Annotated in this window: 6 protein-coding genes and 2 pseudogenes; all 8 read left to right on the forward strand. The window is 60.4% G+C overall.

What is annotated here, in order from left to right; all coding sequences use genetic code 11:
* Positions 1-54: 54 nt before the first annotated feature.
* Complete coding sequence (locus ACYAF3_RS24210) at positions 55-16806, forward strand: two-partner secretion domain-containing protein (RefSeq protein WP_474726502.1); 16752 nt, start codon at positions 55-57, stop codon at positions 16804-16806.
* Positions 16803-17201 (forward strand): hypothetical protein, encoded by a 399-nt coding sequence (locus ACYAF3_RS24215; RefSeq protein ID WP_123789288.1) that lies wholly within the window; start codon positions 16803-16805, stop codon positions 17199-17201. The genes ACYAF3_RS24210 and ACYAF3_RS24215 overlap by 4 nt, the downstream gene beginning before the upstream one ends.
* A 359-nt stretch (positions 17202-17560) precedes the next feature.
* Positions 17561-18703, forward strand: a pseudogene (locus ACYAF3_RS24220) (deaminase domain-containing protein); the annotation flags it as partial.
* A complete protein-coding gene (imm2, locus tag ACYAF3_RS24225) occupies positions 18703-19056 on the forward strand; it encodes an Imm2 family immunity protein (protein ID WP_004349959.1) in 354 nt (117 codons plus the stop codon). The pseudogene ACYAF3_RS24220 and the gene imm2, both read left to right, overlap by 1 nt.
* 400 nt (positions 19057-19456) lie before the next feature.
* Positions 19457-20062 carry a hypothetical protein gene (locus ACYAF3_RS24230; RefSeq protein WP_012614106.1) on the forward strand — a complete coding sequence of 202 codons (606 nt, stop codon included), beginning with the start codon at positions 19457-19459 and terminating at the stop codon, positions 20060-20062.
* A gap of 352 nt (positions 20063-20414) precedes the next feature.
* Positions 20415-20783 carry a ribonuclease toxin immunity protein CdiI gene (cdiI, locus tag ACYAF3_RS24235; RefSeq protein WP_105579378.1) on the forward strand — a complete coding sequence of 123 codons (369 nt, stop codon included), beginning with the start codon at positions 20415-20417 and terminating at the stop codon, positions 20781-20783.
* A 307-nt stretch (positions 20784-21090) separates the two neighbouring features.
* Positions 21091-22202: pseudogene (locus ACYAF3_RS24240) on the forward strand (hypothetical protein); the annotation flags it as partial.
* Positions 22199-22672 (forward strand): hypothetical protein, encoded by a 474-nt coding sequence (locus ACYAF3_RS24245; RefSeq protein WP_124075052.1) that lies wholly within the window; start codon positions 22199-22201, stop codon positions 22670-22672. The pseudogene ACYAF3_RS24240 and the gene ACYAF3_RS24245, both read left to right, overlap by 4 nt.
* Positions 22673-23261 lie beyond the last annotated feature (589 nt).

The following is a 23261-nucleotide window of genomic DNA, read 5'->3' on the forward strand; positions in this document are numbered from 1 at the left end:
CTTGGAAAACCTTGCTTAACCTCGCCGGGCCCCTACCCGCCAAGGAGTAACGATATGGACATCCGCAGCCCGCTGAACCAGTGCATCGCCCTGTCCCTGGCCGGCATCCTGTTCCTCAACCCGATCGTCGCCGCGGCGGCGGGGCTGGCGCTGGACAAGGCCGCCGGCGGCAACACCGGCCTGGGCCAGGCGGGCAACGGCGTGCCCGTCGTCAATATCGCCACGCCCAACGGCGCCGGGCTGTCGAACAACCATTTCCGCGACTACAACGTCGGCGCCAACGGGCTGATCCTCAACAACGCCACCGGCAAGACCCAGGGTACCCAGCTCGGCGGGATCATCCTCGGCAACCCCAACCTCAAGGGCCAGGCGGCGCAGGTGATCCTCAACCAGGTCACCGGCGGCAACCGCAGCACCCTGGCCGGCTACACCGAGGTGGCCGGGCAGTCGGCGCGGGTGATCGTCGCCAACCCGCACGGCATCACCTGCCAGGGCTGCGGCTTCATCAACACGCCGCGCGCGACCCTCACCACCGGCAAGCCGATCATGGACGGCCAGCGCCTGGAGCGTTTCCAGGTGGACGGCGGCGACATCGTCGTCGAAGGCGCCGAACTGAACGTCGGCAACCTCGAACAGTTCGACCTGATCACCCGCAGCGCCAAGCTCAACGCCAAGCTCTACGCGAAGAACCTCAACATCGTCACCGGCCGCAACGACGTCCAGGCCGACAGCCTGCAGGCCACGCCGCGCGCCGCCGATGGCAGCGAGAAGCCGCAGCTGGCGATTGACAGCTCGGCCCTGGGCGGGATGTACGCCGGGTCGATCCGCCTGGTCGGCACCGAGCAGGGCGTGGGGGTGCGGCTGGCCGGCGACATGGCCGCCAGCGGCGGCGACATCCGCATCGACGCCAGCGGCAAGCTGAGCCTGGCCCAGGCCTCCAGCCAGGGCGACCTGAAGATCGCGGCCCAGGCCGTGGAGCTGAATGGCAAGACCTACGCCGGCGGCAGCGCCGAGATCCGCAGCGCGGAGGAACTGGTCAACCGGCAGAGCCTGGCGGCGCGCGAACGCATCGCGCTGGAGGCGGCGCATATCGACAACGCCGGGGTGATCGAAGCCGGCGTCGAGCCAGACGAGCGGCGCAACGCGCGCGGCGACCTCGAGCTGCGCAGCGGCACCCTGCGCAACGCCGGCAGCCTGGTGGCCAGCCGCGCGCTGGAAGCGAAGGCGAGCCAGGCGCTGGACAACCAGGGCGGCAGCCTGAAGGGGGCGACCGTCCGGGTCGACGCCGGGCACCTGGACAACCGTGGCGGCAAGCTGCTCGCCGAGGGCGAACTGCGGGTCGAGGCGAGCAGCCTGGACAACCGCCAGGACGGCCTGTTGCAGAGCCGGGACCGCGCCGTGGTCAAGACCCGTGGCGATCTCGACAACCGTGGCGGCCAGGTCGTCGGTCTGAACGAACTGCAGGTCCAGGCTGCCGCACTGGACAATCGCAGTGCCGGTCTCCTTTCCAGCAAGGGAGACATGGACATCGAGGTCGCTCGTCTGGACAACAGTGCGGGCGGCAAGCTGGTCAGCGAGCGCCGTACGCTCCTGAAGGCGGATCGGCTCGATAATCGCAGCGGTCGCATTGTCGCCGGCCAGGATCTCGACTTGAGCTCTCGGTTGATCGACAACCGAGCGGGCGATATCTCCAGCACGTCGAGGGTGGTGGCGAGCGCTCGCGAACAGTTGGACAACCGCGGTGGCAAGATCGTCGGTGACAGTGGCCTGGACATCACAACGCCACGCATGCTCAACCAGGACAAGGGGGTACTCGCCAGCCGCGATGGGCTGCGCCTGAGTGCTACGGAGTTGTTCAACGGCGCGGGGGGCCTGCTGTCCAGCCAGAAGGGTATCGACGTCTCCCTGGCCGGTGCGTTCGATAACCAGGCCGGCAGCCTGGACAGCCGGGGCTTCCTGACGGTGAAGTCAGCCTGGCTCGACAACCAGGGCGGTACGCTATCCAGCGCAGGGGCATTGGCAGTGACCAGCCAGGGCGCCCTGAACAATCAGGGCGGCAGACTGGCGAGCGACGCCGGACTTAGCTTGAGCAGCGCCAGCCTCGACAACAGCCAGACCGGTGCGATCAGTGGCAAGGGGGCCGTGGAAATTCGTACCGGCAACCTGAACAACAGCCGGAAAGCCAGTATCGGCAGCGATGCGGGACTCACCCTGGTCGCCGCTCGGGTAGACAACAGCCAGGCGGGCCGGATCGCTGCCAAGGGTGCGATCGATGCGGATCTCCAAGGGTTGGACCAGCATGACAGGGGCAATCTGGTCAGCGATACCGGCATTACGCTCGATCTGAACAAGGGAAGCCTGGTCAATCGCGCTCAAGGCCTGATCGCCACGCCTGGCACTTTGCTCCTGCGCCAACTCGGCGTGGTGGACAACAGCGGTGGGGAAATCTCCAGCGACCGCGCGTTCACTCTTGCCACCTCCGCGTTGAACAACCAGGGGGGACGCCTGCTCAGCGGCGGAGCCCTGACCTTGCGTATTGCGCAGGCCCTGGACAACAGCCTCGAGGGGATTGTCTCCGGTGCCGGAGGTCTGGATATCCAGGCATTCGTCCTGGACAACCGTAGTGGCTCCATCGGCAGCAAGGGCGCCATCGATATCGGTGTGACCCACCTGGAAAACGACGCTGGCACGCTGATCGCCGAACGCGGCCTGAAGCTGGTAGCCGATGAGGCGAACAGTTCCAAGGGGCGTATCGCCGCCAATGGTAGCCTGCATGCCAAGGTTGGCACGCTGAGCCAGAAGGGAGGAGAACTGACCAGTCAGGACTCGCTGACTCTCGACCTGGGCATCCTAAACAACAACGCTGGCCGTATCGCTGGCAACCAGGGCGTGGACATCACGGCCCGGCAGGTGGACAACAGCGTCGGCGAGATTGCCAGCCAGGGCGTGGTGGCGCTGAACCTCACTGAGCAGTTGGACAACCGTGGCGGCAAGATCGTCGGTGACAGTGGTCTGGGCATCACCGCGCCGCACGTGCTCAACCAGGACAAGGGGGTACTCGCCAGCCGCGATGGGCTGCGCCTGAGCGCTACGGAGTTGTTCAACGGCGGGGGAGGCCTGCTGTCCAGCCAGAAGGGTATCGACGTCTCCCTGGCCGGTGCGTTCGATAACCAGGCCGGCAGCCTGGACAGCCGGGGCTTCCTGACGGTGAAGTCAGCCCGGCTCGACAACCAGGGCGGTACGCTATCCAGCGCAGGGGCATTGGCAGTGACCAGCCAGGGCGCCCTGAACAATCAGGGCGGCAGACTGGCGAGCGACGCCGGACTTAGCTTGAGCAGCGCCAGCCTCGACAACAGCCAGGCCGGTGCGATCAGTGGCAAGGGGGCCGTGGAGATTCGTACCGGCAACCTGAACAACAGCCGGAAAGCCAGTATCGGCAGCGATGCGGGACTCACCCTGGTCGCCGCTCGGGTAGACAACAGCCAGGCGGGCCGGATCGCTGCCAAGGGTGCGATCGATGCGGATCTCCAAGGGTTGGACCAGCATGACAGGGGCAACCTGGTCAGCGATACCGGCATCACGCTCGATCTGAACAAGGGAAGCCTGGTCAATCGCGCTCAAGGCCTGATCGCCACGCCTGGCACCTTGCTCCTGCGCCAACTCGGCGTGGTGGACAACAGCGGTGGGGAAATCTCCAGCGACCGCGCGTTCACTCTTGCCACCTCCGCGTTGAACAACCAGGGTGGACGCCTGCTCAGCGGTGGAGCCCTGACCTTGCGTATCGCGCAGGCCCTGGACAACAGCCTCGAGGGGATTGTCTCCGGCGCCGGAGGTCTGGATATCCAGGCATTCGTCCTGGACAACCGTAGTGGCTCCATCGGCAGCAAGGGCGCCATCGATATCGGTGTGACCCGCCTGGAAAACGACGCTGGCACGCTGATCGCCGAACGCGGCCTGAAGCTGGCGGCCGATGAGGCGAACAATTCCAAGGGGCGTATCGTCGCCAAGGATGAACTGCGTGCCAAACTCGGTGCGCTGGTGCAGAACGGGGGAGAGCTGACGACTCAGGGCGCGCTGGCCCTCGACGCCGACAAAGTCGACAACGGCGCTGGTCGCATCGCCGGCAACCGAGGTGTAGTCATCGATGTCCGGCAGGTGGACAACCGTGCCGGCGAGATTGCCAGCCAGGGCGTGGCGACGCTGAACCTCACTGAGCAACTGGACAACCGTGGCGGCAAAGTCGTCGGTGACAGTGGTCTGGGCATCACCGCGCCACGCGTGCTCAACCAGGACAAGGGAGTACTCGCCAGCCGCGATGGGCTGCGCCTGAGTGGTACCGAATTGTTCAATGGCAATGCCGGACTGCTCAGCAGTCAGAGACATATAGAGGTCACTCTGGACGGCGTGCTGGACAATCAGGGCAAGGGCGCGCTGCTCAGCGACGGCACCCTGACGGTGAGCGCCGGGCGCGTACACAACCAGGACGCCACGCTGTCCAGCGCCGGTGCGCTGAGACTGAGCAGCCAGGAGGCGGTGGACAACCGTGGCGGCAAGTTGGTGACGGACTCCAGCCTGCGCCTGACCAGCGCCAGCCTGGACAACAGCCGATCAGGGATCATCAGTGCCAACGCTGCGGCGGAGATCCATACCGGGGTTCTGAACAACAGCCAGAAAGGCAATCTTGGCAGCAATGACGGGCTCGGCCTGATTGCTACTGAGGTGGATAACAGCCAGGAAGGTCGGATCACTGCCAAAGGCATGATCGACGCAAATATCAAGGGACTCGATCAGCAGGGCAAAGGGCGGCTGGTCAGTAATGCCGGCATCATACTCGACCTGAACGAGGGAACCCTGGCCAATGGCGCTCAGGGCCTGATCGCCACGCCTGGAACCTTGCTCCTGCGCCAACTCGGCATGGTGGACAACAGCGGCGGGGAAATTTCCAGCGACCGAGCCTTCACACTCACCACCTCCGCGCTGACCAACCAGGGTGGCCGCCTGCGCAGCGGCGGTGTACTGACGTTGCGCATCGCCCAGGCTCTGGACAACAGCCTCGAAGGTGTTCTCTCCGGCACCGGAGGCCTGGATATCCGGGCGCTTGCCCTGGACAACCGCAGTGGCTCCATCGGCAGCAAGGGCGCCGTCGATATCGACGTGTCCCGTTTGGAAAACGATGACGGCGACCTGCTTAGCGAAGGTCGTCTGAAACTGACTGCCGAGCGAGCGAACAGTGTCAGGGGACGGATCGCGGCCAGGGGTGACCTGCACGCCAGCGTGACAGCCTTTAACCAGGCGGGTGGCGAATTGAGCAGCGAGGGTGCGCTGATGCTCGAGGCCGATAGCCTCGACAACCGCAGCGGCGGTCTGGTCAGTGCTGATGGCAACATGACCGTTTCCGCCCGGAGGATCGACAACCGTGCGGGCGAAATCGCCAGCCCGGGCCAGGTGACACTGGACGTCGCCGAGCAGTTGGACAACCGAGGCGGCAAGGCCATCGGCGATAGCGGACTTCGCCTCGTCGCGCCACGGGTACTCAACCAGGACGGCGGGGTACTCGCCAGTCGTGATGGGCTGCGCCTGAATGGCGCCGAACTGTTCAATGGCAACGGCGGCCTGCTCAGCAGCCAGCAAAGCATCGACGTCATTCTGGACGGCGTATTGGGCAATCAGGCGGGCAGCTTGAGCAGCCAGGGACGCCTGAGCGTGAAGAGCGGTCGGCTGGACAACCAGGGCGGTGCAGTCTCCAGCGCCGGGACCCTGTCGCTTTCCAGCCAGGGTGCGTTGAACAACCAGGGGGGCAGGGTGGTCACCGACGCCGGTGCCGTCCTGCGCAGCGCCAGCCTCGACAACAGCCAGGGCGGCATCGTCAGCGCCAAGGGGGCCGCGGAGATCCGTACTGGCAGCCTCAACAATAGCCAGAAGGGCGGCATAGGCAGCGGTGCCGGGCTCGCGCTGGTCGCGGACCTGGTGGACAACAGCCAGAACGGCCGGATCACTGCCAAGGGTGCGATCGATGCCAACCTGAAGGGGCTGGATCAGCAGGGCAGCGGCAGGCTGGTCAGCGATACGGCCATCGCGCTCGATCTGCGCGGGGGAGAACTGGTCAACCGTGCTCAGGGCCTGATCGCCACGCCTGGAGCCTTGCTGCTGCGGCAACTGGGTGTCGTGGACAACAGTGGCGGTGGCGAGATCTCCAGCGATCGAAGCTTTACCCTCGCCGCGACCGCGCTGAGCAACCGGGGTGGCCGCGTGATCAGCGGCGACTCCCTGACCCTGCGCATCGCCCAGGCACTGGACAACAGCCTCCAAGGCGTTCTTTCCGCAAGCGGAGGGCTGGATGTCGCTGCACTCGTCTTCGACAACCATAGCGGCATCGTTGGTAGCAAGGGCGATACACGCATCGGGGTGAACCGCCTGGAGAACGAGGCAGGCCGCGTGGTCAGCGAAGGCGCCCTGGATCTGACCGCCAAGCAGGTGAGCAGCGCCAAGGGGCGCATTGCCGCGAAGGGCGATCTGCAGGTCACGGTTGGCACCCTCGAGCAGCAGGGTGGAGAACTGGCCAGTCAGGGGACGCTGACTCTCGACGCCGATAGCCTGGATAACCGCAATGGCGGCCTGGTGAGCGCCGATGGCGGGGTCACCGCCGAGGCACGCCAGATCGATAACCGCGGTGGGGAAATATCCAGCGTGGCCAAGGTGGCTCTGGCTGTCCGGGAACAACTGGACAACCGGGGGGGCAAGGTGATCGGCGACAGTGAGCTGAGCCTAACCGTGCAGCGCCTGCTGAACCAGGCCAAGGGTGTGCTCGCCAGTCGCGATGGATTGCACCTGGACGGCGCGGAACTGCTCAATGGCGATGGCGGCCTGCTCAGCAGCCAACGCCTGGTGGATGTAACGCTCAGTGGTGCATTGGACAACCAGGGGAGCGGTGCACTGGTCAGCGAAGGGTCGCTGACAGTGAAGGCCGACCAGGTCAATAACCAGGCGGGGACTTTCTCCAGTGCGGGTAGCCTGCTCGTTACCAGCCGGGGCGAGTTGAACAACCAGGGTGGCAGGTTGGTGACCGATGCTGGAGCCACCCTGAACAGCACTGGCTTCGACAACAGCCGTGCGGGCCTGGTCAGTGCGAAAGGGGCTGTGGCCATTCGTACCGGAGCCCTGAACAACAGTCAGAAGGGATCCATTGGCGGCAATGCGGGCGTCACCCTGGTCGCCGGGTTGGTCGACAACGGCCGGGAAGGACGGATCAGCACCAAGGGTACGCTCGACGCCAACCTGAAAGGGTTGCTTCAGCAGGGGGGAGGCTCGCTGGTCGGCGAGCGCGGTGTCACCCTCGACCTCAACGGTGGCACCCTGGACAACCACGACCTCGGTCTGGTTTCAACGCCTGGCGCGCTCCTGCTGCGCCAACTCGGCATGGTGGACAACAGCGTCGGCGGAGAGATATCCAGCGACCGTGCTTTCACCCTCGCCGCCAACACACTGAACAATCAGGGCGGGCGGCTGATCAGCAGCGAAGCTTTGACCCTGCGCATCGCCAAGACACTGGACAACAGTCTCAAGGGGCAGGTCCTGGCGACCGACGGACTGGCCATCGAGTCTCAGGTCTTGGACAACCGTGCGGGAACCATCGGCAGCAAGGGTGATGCCCGTATCAGCGTGACCAGCCTGGACAACGCCGAACAAGGCAGCCTGGTGAGTGAAGGCCGCCTGGAGCTTGTAGCCGACCAGGTGAGCAACGGCAACCAAGGCCGTATCGCCGCCAGAGGCGTGCTGGAGGCGGCGGTCGGTACGCTGCTCCAGCAAGGCGGCGAGCTGGTCAGCCAGGGGAGCCTGGACCTTCGCGCCGACATGCTCGACAACAGCCAGTCCGGGCTGATCGCCGCGAATGGCGGCATCGCTATCGAGGCGCGGCAGGTCGACAACCGCGCCGGCGAGATTTCCAGCACCTCGAAGGTCGCCGTGAACGCCCGCGAGCAACTGGACAACCGCGGCGGCAAGGTCATCGGCGACAGCGGCCTGCGCCTCACCGTGCAGCGCCTGCTGAACCAGGCCAAGGGGGTGCTGGCCGGGCGCGACGGCCTGAGCCTGGACGGCGGCGAACTGTTCAACGGCGACGGCGGTCGGCTCGACAGCCAGAACAGCCTGAGCGTGAGCCTCGGCGGCGTGCTGGACAACCAGGGCGGCGCGCTGGTCAGCGAAGGCAGCCTGACGGCGCGCGCCGCGCGCCTGGACAACCGTGGCGGGACCTTCTCCAGCGCCGGTGCGCTGGCGCTGACCAGCCAGGCCGCGCTGGACAACCAGGGCGGCAGGCTGCTCAGCGATGCCGGTGTGACGCTGAAGGGCGCCAGCCTCGACAACAGCCGTTCCGGCGTGATCAGCGCCAAGGGTGCGGTGGATATCCGCACCGGCGTGCTGGACAACAGCCGCAACGGCGGCATCGGCAGCAACGCCGGCATCACCCTGGTGGCCGCCCGGCTGGACAACGGCCAGCAGGGACGGGTCAGCGCCAAGGGCCTGCTCGACGCCAACCTGAAAGGCCTCGACCAGCGCGGAGGCGGCGTCCTGGTCAGCGAAACCGGCGTCACCCTCGACCTCAATGGCGGCACGCTGGTCAACCGCGACGGCGGCCTGATCGCCACGCCCGGCGCGCTGCTGCTGCGCCAGCTCGGCGCGGTGGACAACGGCGCCGGCGGGGAAATCTCCAGCGACCGCGCCTTCACCCTCGCCGCCGCCAGCCTGGACAACCGCGGCGGGCGCCTGATCGGCGCCGCCAGCCTGACCCTGCGCATCGCCCAGGCCCTGGACAACAGCCTGGCCGGGGTGATCTCCGGCGCCGCCGGCCTGGACATCGCGGCCGCTCGCCTGGACAACAGCGCCAAGGGCACCCTGGCCAGCCGCGCCGGCATCGACCTGCGCGTCGACGGCGCGCTGGACAACCACGCCGAAGGCACCGTTTCCGGCGCCCGCCTGACGCTCGCCAGCGCCTCGCTGGACAACAGCGGCAAGGGCCTGCTCTCCGGCAACGCCGGCCTGACCGTCGTCACTGGCGCGCTGGACAACGCCGAGGGTGGCCAACTGATCAGCCAGGGCGTGCTGGACGTCAGCAGCGCCGACCTCGACAACCGTGGCGGCGCCCTCAGTGGCAAGCAGTCGCTGCGCCTGAGCGCCGCCAACCTGGACAACCGTGGCGGCCTGCTCACCAGCGACGGCGAACTGGAACTGACGGCAGGGCGCGTCGATTCCGCCGACGGCGGCGAAATCTCCGCCCGGGGCGACCTGCGCCTGACGGTCGAGCGCCTGGTGCAACGCCAGGGCCGGCTGATTGGCGAGCGCGGCGTCAGTCTCGACCTGCGGGGCGGCGACCTGGACAACCAGGGTGGCCTGATCAGTGCTCGCGGCCCGCTGAGCATCGAGCGGCTGAACGTCCTCGACAACCGCCAGGGCGGCGAGATTTCCAGCCAGCAGGGCTTCGAGCTGCTGGCCAGACGCATCGACAACGGCCAGCAGGGGCGCATCATCAGCGCCGGGAAACTGCGCCTGGACGCCGACGCGCTGGGCAACGCCGGCGCCGGCCTGCTCTCCGGATGGCAGGGCCTGACGGTGACAGGCGGGAGCCTGGACAACAGCGCCGGCGGCACCCTTTCGAGCAAGGACGGCGAGCTGGCCATCAGCCTCGGCGGCGCGCTGGACAACCACGGCCAGGGCGCGCTGGTCAGCAAGGGCGCGCAACGGATCGACGCCGCCAGCCTGGATAACGCCCAGGGCATCGTCTCCGGCGAAAGCGACGTGACCCTGAGCATCGCCGGGAAGCTGGACAACGGCCAGGGCGGCCTGGTCTCGGCGCAGCGCGCGCTGAGCTTCGAGCGCGACGATACGCTGCTGAACAACGCCGGCGGCCGGATCAACGGCGGCAGCCTGCTGCTCAAGGGCGCCAGCCTGGATAACAGCGACGGCCAGTTGATCAGCCAGGGCCGGCTCGACGCCATCCTCGGCGGCGCCCTGGTCAACGCCGGCGCGGCGCGCCTGGCCAGCGGCGGCGACCTGCTGCTGCGCAGCGCCAGCGTCGACAACCGCGGCGGCAAGCTGGTCAGCCAGGGGCTGCTGGAGATCAGCGCCGGCAGCCTCGACAACAGCGCCTCCGGCACCCTCGCCAGCCAGGCCGGCATGAGCCTGCGCCTGGGCGGCGGCGCCCTGCGCAACCAGCAGGACGGCCTGATCTTCAGCCAGGCCGGCGCCCTCGACGTGCAGGCTGGCAGCCTGGACAACCGCCAGGGCACGCTCCAGGCCCAGGGCGACAACCGGCTGCGTATCGGCGGCGCGCTGGACAACCAGGGCGGCCGCCTGGACAGCCGGGCCGGCAACCTCGACCTGCAGAGCGGCAGCCTCGACAACGGCGCCGGCGGCGTGCTCAACAGCGCCAAGGGTTGGCTGAAGCTGGTCACCGGGCTGTTCGACAACAGCGCCGGCGTCACCCAGGCGCAGTCGCTGGAAATCCGCGCCGGGCAAGGCGTGCGCAACCAGCAGGGCCATCTCTCGTCGCTGGGCGGCGACAACCGCATCGTCACCGCCGACTTCGACAACCAGGGTGGCGGCCTCTACGCCAGCGGCCTGCTCAGCCTCGACGGCCAGCGTTTCCTCAACCAGGGCGCGGCGGCGGGTCAGGGCGGCAAGGTCGGCGCCGGGCGCATCGACTTCAGCCTGGCCGGCGCGCTGGCCAACCGCTTCGGCCAGTTGGAAAGCGAAAGCGAGCTGCACCTGCGCGCCGCCGCGATCGACAACAGCGGCGGCAGCCTGCGCGCCCTTGGCCGCAGCGGCAGCACGCGGCTGGTCGCTGGCGGCCTGAACAACGCCTACGGCGTGCTGGAAAGCGCCAACCAGGACCTCGACCTGCAACTGGGCAGCCTGGCCAACGCCGGCGGGCGCATCCTCCACACCGGCAACGGCACCTTCGGCCTGGATTCCGGGCAGGTGATCCGCGCCGGCGGCGAACTGACCAGCAATGGCCTGCTGGACATCCGCGCCAGCGAATGGACCAACAGCAGCGTGCTGCAAGCCGGACGCCTGAACCTGGACATCGGCACCTTCCGCCAGACGGCCGAGGGCAAGCTGCTGGCGGTGCAGTCCTTCACTGGCCGCGGCGGCGACTGGAGCAACGACGGCCTGCTGGCCAGCGACGGCAGCTTCCGACTCGACCTGAGCGGCGGCTACCGTGGCAACGGCCGCGCCACCAGCCTCGGCGACTTCGCCCTGAACGCCGCCAGCCTCGACCTCGGCAATGCCGCCAGCCTCGCCGGCGGCGCCAATGTCACGCTCGGCGCCGGCAACCTGCTGGTCAACCGTGGGCGGATCACCGCCGCCGGCGACCTCGTGGCCAGCGCCGCGAGCCTGAACAACTACGGCACCCTGGGCGGCGGCGGCAACCTGCGATTGAACGCGCCCGCCCTGCTCAACGAGCGCGGGTTGCTGTTCAGTGGCGCCGACATGACCCTGCGCGCCGGCGACATCACCAACCTCTACGGGGATGTGTACAGCCTCGGCAGGCTGGATATCGCCCGCGACGATGCGGGGGGCTGGGCGAGTAGTGTAAATAATCGCTCGTCTACGATTGAGGCAGTGGGTAATGCCACTGTGCGTGCTGAAATTTTTGAGAATAAGGTCGATGCTTACAGCTCTTCTGAGACCTTGGAGTATGGAGATATAACGTTTGATCAATTAGACGGTGGGCGCACGAATGTCTTTTATGTTGATGAATTTTATAAATCAAATTTTGAGCTGGCCTCTCCTGTTTCTAGCTTTAGCGTTGGCGGAGCGCTAAAGGGGTGGTTCAAGGAGTTCAATAATTTTGGCTCGACGGTATCTGCTGGAGGTGATGTTGAGCTTTCTGCTGAAAACTTCAGCAATCTTTCGATAGCATCGGGTGATTACACTCGAAATCGAGTTTTCAAGGGACCTACAGACAGATGGTCAGAAGATAAACTAATAGAGTTGCTTAATGACGGCGGAGGGATTGAGACCTATCAACGCAGGAACTCCAAGCTGATACATGATTACTACTCTGTGAACTGCATGGAGGGTAGTTGTCAGACTGTACCCTACGAGAGGAAATATCAGGGAGGGGGCAAGGTAAATCCACTGTACGGGAAAGGGAATGCGGTAGATATACCTAAAGAGTTCAACAGCTATACGCTTATCAGTGATGCAAAAGTTTTCCGGGAGGGGGGGTATCTACCTTCTGTTATCGAGTCCGGCAGGACAGTTTCACTGGTCGCAAGCGGGAATCTTTATAATGGCGACATAAAGCAGTGGCAGGACTACACGGCTTCGAGAAAAGACTTGGGGTCTACGACGGTTGGTAAGTCTTCAAGCGTAGTTGATATCGTACTTCACTCTCAGTTACCTCCAGATCTAGCTCGGCAACAGATCAATCCTCTCACCTTGCCGGGCTTCAGCCTGCCTCAAGGCCAGAATGGGCTCTTCCGCCTGGCGTCCCAAGGAGCCCAGGTGAACCAGGCAAGTGGTGCTCTGAAATCCGCCAGCGATCTCACCCAGAGCGGCCATGGCGTATCTGTATCCGCACAGACAGGCAGTGGCGCAAGTGGCTGGAGTACCCAGGCGCGTCGTGTCGGCGATGATCGTGTCACCTCGCTTGCCGGTTCCGCCTATCAAGGCCGGGTAGCTGAGGCTATCGATGCGCTACGGGCTTCCGCGCCAATCTCGGGCGACGGGGGAAACACTGGCCGTTTCCAGGCCGGTGAGCACCAGGCGACCACGGGACTGGGTGGACTCGTCGAGGGCAATGCATCGGGTCACAGCGGCAATGGCGTCATCCTCGCCGATCTGCGCGGTGGTCTACCCTCGTTCTCAAGCCTTCCCGCGGCTGATCGTATTCAAAGCACAGTGCCCGGTCACGATGGGAATGGAACTATTCTCGCCAATTGGCAGGGTGCGCAGGCGACGGTCCAGGCCTCGCCTTCGACAGTGCGTGTAGAGGGGGTAGTCTCCAGTCCAGGTGGCAATGGCAGCATCCTTGCCGATCTGCCGGCTGAACAGTCGTCGGTGCAGGCACTGCCTTCGGCCGTTAGGGCTCAGGGCAGCCTGCCTCGCCTCGAAGAGCGGAGCGCCGTTCTTGCCGAGCCTCCGGTTGGGCAGCCGGCGTTGCAAACCCTGCCGTCGGTTGCGCGCGTTGAGGGCGTGCCCAGCAATGCCACACCGAGCAACAGCCACAAGTATCTGATCGAGACCAACCCGGCGCTCACCGAGCTGAAGCAGTTCCTCAACTCGGACTACCTGCTCGGTGGCCTGGGTATCAATCCGGACGATAGCAAGAAGCGCCTGGGCGACGGTCTATACGAGCAGCGCCTGGTACGCGAAGCGATCGTCCAGCGTACGGGGCAGCGCTTCATCGCCGGATTGAACAGCGACGAAGCGATGTTCCGCTATCTGATGGACAACGCCATCGCCAGCAAGGACGTATTGGGACTGACCCCTGGCGTCACCCTCAGCGCCGCCCAGGTGGCCGCGCTGACCCACGACATCGTTTGGCTGGAAGAAGTCGAGGTGAATGGCGAGAAGGTCCTCGCCCCCGTGGTCTACCTGGCCCAGGCCGAGGGGCGGTTGGGCCCGAACGGCGCGCTGATCCAGGGGCGCGACGTGAACCTGATCACCGGCGGGGACCTGAGGAACGCCGGTACCCTGCGCGCGCAGAACGACCTCAGCGCGACAGCCGGCAACATCGACAACAGCGGCCTGATCGAGGCCGGCAACCGCCTCGACCTGCTGGCCAGCGGCTCCATCCGCAATGACCAGGGCGGCATCATTGCCGGGCGCGAGGTAAGCCTCTCCGCCCTTACCGGAGACGTCATCAATGAACGGACGGTGACCCAGCACCAGTCCTCCTACAGGGGAACCGGTACCACTGAGGCATTTGCCGATAGCGCCGCGCGTATCGAGGCTGCGCAGAAGCTGACCGTTTCGGCAGGACGCGATGTAGCCAATATTGGCGGTGTCATCGACAGCAAGGGCGACCTCGCCTTGCAAGGCGGCAGGGATGTCCTGGTTTCGGCTGCGGTAGCGGAGCGGGGCTGGACGGCAGGAAGCCAGGCATACCAGACCCAGACGACCCAGATGGGCGCCGAGGTCGTGGCGGGGCGCGATATCAGCGTCAGCGCCGGACGCGATATCAGCGTCGCGGGCAGCCGCATCGACGCTCGTCGCGACGTGACATTCGAGGCGGGTCGCGATGTGGGCCTGGTCGCGGCTGCCAACGAAGAGCATGCCTATGGCAAGACCAAGAAGGTCACTTTCCAGGACGACAAGATCACCCAGCAGGCCACTCGCGTGGACGCTGGCGGCGACCTGGCGATCAATGCCGGACAGGACCTGCGGCTGGTCGCGAGCCAGGCCAGCGCCGGCGACGAAGCCTACCTGGTGGCCGGCGACAAGCTGGAGCTGCTGGCCGCCAACGACAGCAGTTACTACCTCTACGACAAGAAGAGCAAAGGCAGCTTCGGTAGCAAGAAGACCCGGCGCGACGAAATCACCGATGTGACGGCAGTGGGCAGCCAAATATCCAGTGGCGGCGACCTCACCCTGCTCAGTGGCGGCGACCAGACTTACCAGGGCGCGAAGCTGGAATCGGGCAACGACCTGGCCATCGTCAGCGGCGGCGCGGTGACCTTCGACGCGGTGAAGGACCTGCACCAGGAAAGCCACGAGAAGAGCAAGGGCGACCTGGCGTGGCAGTCGTCGAAGGGCAAGGGCCAGACCGACGAAACCGTACGCCAGAGCCAGCTCGTCGCCCAGGGCAACCTGGCGATCAAGGCCGTGGAAGGGCTGAAGATCGACCTCAAGCACATCGACCAGAAGACCGTGAGCCAGACCATCGACGCGATGGTGCAGGTGGATCCGCAACTGGCGTGGCTGAAGGAGGCCGAGCAGCGCGGGGATGTGGACTGGCGCATGGTGCAGGAGGTGCACGATAGCTGGAAGTACAGCAACTCGGGGTTAGGGGCTGCGCCGTCACTGGCCATTGCCATCGTTGCAGTTGCTTACCTCGGCCCGGTGTATGGCGCAATGGCCAGCAACCTCGCCATTGGCACCATCAACAATGGCGGTGACCTTGGCAAGGGGCTGCAACAGGCCACCAGTGCTGACAGTCTGAAAGGGTACGCCATCGCAGCGGCCACGGCTTATCTCGTCAGCCCGCAGTTGGACAAGGCTTTCGGCGTATCCAGTGACAACATCAACAAAGTCACCAAAGGATTCAAGCTCAGCACAGTTGAGGGAATCGGTGGATTTGCTGCCTACAGCATTGCCCAAGGCTTTGCTCAATCGGTCATGCAGCAGGCCGCCTATGGCGGCAGCTACATCGACAACCTCGGTAATGCCATGGCAGGTCAGGCGCGCAACCTGGGAATGGCGGTAGGTTTCAATTTCATTGGCGACTCGGTCAAATACCCTGATGGCAGCCCGCCGAAAATCATGGCTCACGCCCTGATGGGAGGTCTGCTGGCCGAAGCCTCCGGCAGTGACTTCAAGACTGGAGCGGCGGCCGCTGGTGCCAACGAGGCCATGATCAACCTCCTTGGGAAAATGGTAGGTGGCGATCAAAACCTCGAACTGATGGCCTCGCAACTCGTTGGCGTAGCCGCGGCAAGTGCGGTCAATGGCGATGTGAGTCTGGGCGCCGAGATCGCCAAAAGCGGGACGGCGTACAACCGGCAGCTACACCCAGATGAAATCAAATTCGCATCGGATGTGAAGCGCGTCAAACGTTATGCCCAGGAAAATGGGCTGAGCGAGGACACTGCCCGCAAAGAGCTTCTCAGCACGGCCGCCATGATGGTGGACAATGGCTGGAACCAGGCCTTGGCCGGCACAGACATCAACGCTGCCCGGGCTGCTCAGTATCTGCGTACGGAGCTGGGCACAGGCCCGGACAGTAATCTCTTCCAGGTGACCCAGGCTGACTACTACAACGAGCGGGTGGGGCTGACGGCGCTATTCAAGAACAAGGAGGCCCTGACCAGCGTTCTGGAAAACATAGCCCTAGCGAATCCCGCGAGCTATACGAGGGACCCCGCGAACCGTGCGGAAGTGCTGAATGCCAAAGGTGAAGGTAGCCAAGCGGGCTTTGGGCTGGCACTGGAAGGGATCGTCAGCGCGCCTTCAAAAACTGCCTTGTGGTTGATGGGTGCGCTAACCTGTTCAAGCTGTGCGGAGCGGGATATCCAGAACGCTTGGAACTCGGTTGCCTCGTTACCTGAAGACATCCGTATGAAAGGCTATCTGGATGCCTTGCACACCATGCAAGGCCAGGGTGCCAGCGTGGTGCGGGACAACGCCGCGAGTTCGACTGCATTGGGAGTTGAGGTTGGGCTGGCCATTGATGGAGGGTTGGCAGGGGCAGGCAAGGGCGTCGTTACGGATGGTCCGAAAGAAATACCTAAAGACTTAGGCAAGGTTTCTTTTGATGCGTCTAATGGTGTGGGAACTATTTATTCCCCCAGAGTCACCTTGAATTCCGGTGAGATAATATTTGATGGGTTCTCTGTAGGTACTTCGAAGGGACTCATTGGCGTCGGGGCTGATGGGGCGGCAGAATTGGTCGGGCCATTGAGAAAAATGCTCTCTTACTCTCAGTCCCAAGGCGCGCAGACAATTACCTTGAAGGGGCACTATGCATCCGAGCAAGGATCGATGTTAGGAACCGGCAGCGTTAATAATGTGAATCAAAAATTTTCCTTTAGTTTTCCCGCAACTACTGATGGGTTGAAAGCGTTCTTGAAGGAGCTCGGGAAGTGAAAATTCGTCGGTCTATTGAAAAAAGAATGAAGGATTTGGAGGGTTCAGGGCGAGGATGTTTTTATGAGAGGGAAGAAGAGGGGCAGATTTTGTTCTCCACCCACCTTGAAGAGGGGAGGCTGGATATATATATAAATGGGTTCGCTTTTGGGGTGGAAGGGAGGATGCGAAAGCTTCTATTTTCAGAGGTTGTTCGCATTGTTAGTCATTTGAGTATTGAGATGTTTTCAAGCGCTGGAGATCAGGGTGACTTGGATTTTTACGTTCCTTTAGATGTTGAGTGTGAGTCTCTTAATGTTACCTTGTCAGTGCCGTTTCTGGCTTACTCGAATATTATGAATATCCTGCTTGGACTTAGAGAAGACTGGATTAAACGAGACTATTCTGATGGCTAGTTGGTGCAAGAGCGACTTTAAATGCCGACTTGATTGTTAACTTGGTAAGCAGCCAAGGGCACAGCATATTTTGCTGGAGGATGCTGCTGGCGGAGGAAATCTGTGGCCGGGAGCCTCAGGAAGAACAGCTTTCCCTGCCTCTCTTTTTGAGCATAAAGGAGCAGATTTACTTTCGCTACTCTAGAAATAAAAGGTAGATAGGCTTTCCTCGTTCAGTAATTCCCTGTTCTTTAATAATTTACTTTTTCGATTTTAAAAGAAAAGCACTGACCTCCCTTTCGCTACTTCCGCAGAGTCCTGAACCTCCGGCCCCGCCATCCCTGGCGGGTCGCTCGCCGGGGCAACGTATGCGTTGCCTGGAGAAGAAGGGCCTGCTGACCATGAGTTCGCAGTTGATCGGCGTGCTGGCAGCTTCGACGCAGGGCGATGCGGACGCCAAGAGCTTGCAGACGGGAGCCTGGGTGGCGGGGAATGCCACCCAACACAACTACCTCAGTCATTGGCAGGAGGAGAAGAAGCGGCAGGAGGTCGATGGCTGCAAAGACAAACAGCTCTGCAAAACCGGAATAGAAGCCAAATGGGCAATTATTTCGGCCCAGCAGGATGTCGGTATCGTCGTAGGTGTTGGAGGAGGCATCGGTCTTTCGACAGCTGAAACCGCAGTGGGTGTTTATGAGCTGGTCAAGAACTGGAGGGAAACCTATGCAGCTCTGGAGCAGTTGGCCACTTCGCCAGAGTTTCGGCAGCAGTTTGGCGATAACTACCTGAAGGGGCTGGAAGAGCGCGCCGCATTCTTGACCCAGGCATACGAGGATGCCGGCTGGCAAGGTTCGGTCACAGCTGGTGTCGAGGGCGGTAGGTTCGCTGCGGAACTTGTTGGCGTTCTGACGGCAGTGAAAGGTGGCGCGCAGATAACCGCCAAGCTGCCAACAGCAGCCAAGAACCTGGTCAACGCGATTGCGGAGTCACCGGTTTCCGGTAGTATGAGTTCGCAGCTCGGGGCAGTGGGGGACTTGGGTAGGCTGGGTGGGGGTGCAAAAGCGACTGCGACGGTGATCGATACCGCTCCGATGGCCCAGCGGGTCATGGATGTTCGAGCTGGATTGCCGTCTAATTTAAGGCGCAGTGGTAATGTAGCTATCGCAGAAATAGATATTCCCGGAATACCTAGGCAGATGGCTGCGCACAGCCAAGTCTCTGATGCCGGTAAAGGGCTTATTGGCTCTGGAAGTGGAAATTTTGTGGCTCAATCTGTACCCAACAAGGCCGGAGATATGGTTTATCGGGGAATAGATACGGAATACAAAATACTAGACAATATTGCTGATCAATTAGGAAGCAACACCTCCGCAAGAGGGACTGTAAATATTCTAACGGAGAAAGCAGCTTGCGCAAGTTGTCTGAACGTGGCTGAGCAGTTTAAGGCGAAGTATCCCAATATCACAGTTAATATTCTTGATAATCAGGGCGTTATGCTCCGTCCGCCGAGGAAGACGCCGTAATGGAAGAACGTGTGACTTATGGAGAAATCCGGGCTTGGTTTCTGGGCAGCTATTACAACTATTGCAGGGTCAAACTCAACCACCAAAGCCCATGGGTTGAGGGAGAAAGTGAAGTAGGCTATGCCTACAGTGAGCTTGAAAACTCCTTTGATTTGCCTATTGAGAAATTAATGTTGGAAGTTTTAGCGCTTATTCTCTCGGCGGGCAGGTCTTCGGATAAAGTTAAGAGATATCATCTTGATATTATTCATGGATTGCTAAAGGAGATCAAGCTGTCTTCTGTTCTGGATGATTTGCCTTCTGATGAGGCAGCAGAGCTAAGAGACGATCTCAGAGTGTTAGGTCTTTATTAATTAGCCCAGGGCGGGTTATTTACTTGGTGCAAAAGGAACTGCTAATTTCCCGGAAGGGATGAGCTTCAATCCCAACATCAAGAATCACCTCAGCAATTTTGATGGCCTGACGCAGAAGAGTGGGATTATAGCATAAAGGGGACAGATTTATTTTCCCTACTCTAATTCTCTGAGCAGGGAGGCTCCAGTGCAGACGCCGTAAGGAGGCTCCGCGAAGCCTAGGCAGAGGCGAGTGGTTCTACTGAACTATCCGTTTCACGTGGTTCAGTGTGGGTAAGATCGGCAGTGGTATACAGTGGGAATGAGAAATATAAATACTAGCCAAAACTAGAGTAGGAGGAATAAATCCGTCCCCTTTTTGCTTATACTCTCATGACGAGTTTTTGAAGGAGTTTGGGAGATGACTCAGTGGCAATTGTTAGCTGATGATTTGTGGGGGGGTGAAAAAAATATATGCTTTTTTGTTCATTCTGGTGCGTGCTTCTGGGTTGTGGATGATAAGTTCAACTTCATCTTGGATGCGGAGAAGGACTATCGTGCATACCTTGATAAGGGTCATATAACTCAGGAGCAATATGCGTCGGCATGCATGACGTTTAGAGGTGGGGTGCTTAAACTTACTGCTGAGAATTTTTTGAAATATTTGAGGGCGGAGGAACGGTGGGTGTTGTCGCGGCAAGACCTAAAAGATATGTTTGTGTGCGGGCTTGATATGAGCGAGTCTTTGCATGGAAGAATTGAAGGTTACTATCTTTCTGGTGTTGAGTTGAGTGCAAGCTACTTTCATGACGCTAATACTGTTGCCTCTAGGCTTCCAATGTTCTATGTGAATTTCGATCGCAAAATTTACATGCATATGGACTGTAATCGGGCGCATGAAGAATTGGCTTACTCAGACTGGCTTGCTAAGTGTTCGGATTTTTGCCATTTAGTACCCGACAGGGAGAGGTATTGGGTTTTAGAGGGTATGGATTATTGGAAGTATAGATTTTTGCAATCGGCATAAGATGCAAAAGGAACTGCGAATACTGCTGAAGCCTCTATTCAAGTTCCTGGACGTGTTCAGTCACGTGTTAACTTGATGGCCGGTGGCAAGATGCGGGTTGAGCGAATAAAGGGGGCAGATTTATTTTCCCTACCCTGATTTCTGAGCAGGGAGGCTCCAGTGCAGACGCCGTAAGGAGGCTCCGCGATGCCTAGGCAGAGGCGAGTGGTTTTACTGAACTATCCGCTTTACGTGGTTCAGGGTGGGTAAGATCGGCGGTGGTATACAGTAGAAATGAGAAATATAAGCACTAGACAAAACTAGAGTAGGGAAAATAAATCTGTCCCCTTTTCCCGAGATAATAGGTGGTTCTATGAATGAATTATTTGGTCAGCCATACAACGAGGCTGACCCGTGCTGGGTAGTTATGTGCTACATGGATATAATGTACTCGGATGGTAGGTTTATTAGAGCCATTGAGTGCGTTGTAAATAGGTGGGGCTATAGCACGGATGGGGCGTACTGTAATTTTCCTGATGAAAACAGTCCGTTTGATGAGGAGCACTTTGAGGGGGTTGAGTTTTCTTATGGCTATCCCCCTAAGGATGAAGACGCCATTGTTGTGAGCGAGGCTGTTTGTTCTAAGTTCATTCGGCTCGCTTGTGAAAAGTATCTTCAGCGCCATCCTGAAGATACTGAGAAAGTAAAAGAGCTTTTAGATAAACTCTCTTTCTGGCCGTAAAGGGGACAGATCTGAATGGCACTTACTTAACCCTTTTGGGATGACCGTGTTTCTTGATCGCTGCCCGAGCAGATTGACGTGTGCAGGTCAGTAATAAGCATAAAGGGGGCGGACTTATTTTCACTGCTCTAGAACTAAAAGGTAGGTAGATCTTCCCCGTTCAGTAATTCCCTGTTTTTTAAAAATTTACTTTTTCGATTTTAAAAGAAGAGCACTGACCTCCCTTTCGCTACTTCCGCAGAGTCCTGAACCTCCGGCCCCGCCATCCCTGGCGGGTCGCTCGCCGGGGCAACGTATGCGTTGCCTGGAGAAGAAGGGCCTGCTGACCATGAGTTCGCAGTTGATCGGCATGCTGGCGGCTTCGACGCAGGGCGATGCGGACGCCAAGAGCTTGCAGACGGGAGCCTGGTGGCGGGGAATGCCACCCAACACAACTACCTCAGTCATTGGCAGGAGGAGAAGAAGCGGCAGGAGGTCGATGGCTGCAAGGACAAACAGCTCTGCAAAACCGGAATAGAAGCCAAATGGGCAATTATTTCGGCCCAGCAGGATGTCGGTATCGTCGTAGGTGTTGGAGGAGGCATCGGTCTTTCGACAGCTGAAACCGCAGTGGGTGTTTATGAGCTGGTCAAGAACTGGAGGGAAACCTATGCAGCTCTGGAGCAGTTGGCCACTTCGCCAGAGTTCCGGCAGCAATTTGGCGATAGCTACCTGAAGGGGCTGGAGGAGCGCGCCGCATTCTTGACCCAGGCTTACGAGGATGCCGGCTGGCAAGGTTCGGTCACAGCTGGTGTCGAGGGCGGTAGGTTCGCTGCGGAACTTGTTGGCGTTCTGACGGCAGTGAAAGGTGGCGCGCAGATAACCGCCAAGCTGCCAACAGCAGCCAAGAACCTGGTCAACGCGATTGCGGAGTCACCTGTTTCCGGTAGTATGAGTTCGCAGCTCGGGGCAGTGGGGGACTTGGGTAGGCTGGGTGGGGGTGCAAAAGCGACTGCGACTGCCGGAAAAGTGGCCGATGAGTTCATTCCACCAGGAATGGAACGTCCGTTCCGTCCAGTTAATCCGGAGTTCCCACCAAACAAAGCTGTAGTGGATGCGATGGAAAGCCCGCGCATTAAAGGAATGACGGCTTGTGATGGTACAGACTGCTCAGAAATTGCGAGTAAGTTGCTTGCGGCAGCAGGCGGGAAGGGGAAAGTTATTGAGGTTAGGCCAACTCAGCGGAGTAACCTAAATTTGTATGAGAATGGTAATGAAGTCCCAGGGCAAGCTTATCACCAAGTCTATACAGATGGGCGGTACGTGTATGACCCTCGGCTGTCATCTCAGCCAATACCTAAAGGCGACTGGGAACAGCATATAAAAGGCATGAATCCTGATGGGGTCACTATTTCTGATAAGTTGCAGGGGTTGCGATGAATACTCCTGAAATCAAAAGAGAAAGTAGCTCCTTGCTTGAGTTAATCGAGGCTCTCGGTGAAACTGAATGGCGAAAATGTGTAAATAGCCAATTTGTCAATAAAGAGCGTGGGGAGTGGGTGATTAAAGATCAGTCCTCACATCCTCCTAGGGTTTGGTTTAGGTTCATACAGGAAGATCCCGCCATAATTTCGCGCCTGCGAGTGGCTATAGAAAGCTATCAGGGGAGAGTTAAGTGGGTTCTTGATGAGCATAAGAGGGTTGATCTTCCTGGAACAAACTGGGGCATAGTGCCGAGCCGCTTATTAGAAGTCTGGGATCTTGCTCGTGCGTTAGATTTAGCCCCTAATCAATATATGGCTAAATACGAGCCGGAATTCGGGCCGATTGCCTATGAAGATATCATTGATCTGACAGAGCACATCCGCCGAGCCTTTCCTGAAGTTACAAGCAAAAACCCCAGCTTATGAGTTGGGGTTTCCTTTGCGAGCATAAAGGGGACAGATTTATTTTCCCTACTCTAATTCTCTGAGCAGAGAGGCTCCAGTGCAGACACCGTAAGGAGGCTCCGCGATGCCCTAGGTAAGGGCGATTGGTTTAGCGAGTTATTCGCTTTGAGTGGTTTGACGTGGGCGGTTGCTGAAATTATAGTAGTAAAAATAAATCTGTCCCCTTTTTCCTTTAATAACGACTACTCCGGGGGTTGTTAAGTGAAATTAATTGGAAGCCTTGCGGAGCAATCTTGTCGTGAAGAGCTATCTAAGTCATGGGGCGGGCTTAGAGAATCGGGAAATCAGTTGTTCTCTATCTTGGCGGACAGGCTCGGCTTGATTGGTAGCGCATTTGTGTTGAGTTGGACGCCTGAGCAAGCTGAGGATTTATATACGATCCTAGTTAATGAGAGTGAAGTGGTTTGGCTTGAGGTTTCAAGGTCTAATGGGGAGGTAGTGGACTTTCAAACTACTAGTGTGAAGGAGTACGAGAGGTCGCTTCGTTCACGACAGAGTAGGATCAAATTGGCGGTTGCTCTTGATTTAGCACGTCAGCATTGAAAAGCCC

Source organism: Pseudomonas sp. TZ252 (assembly GCF_056110345.1).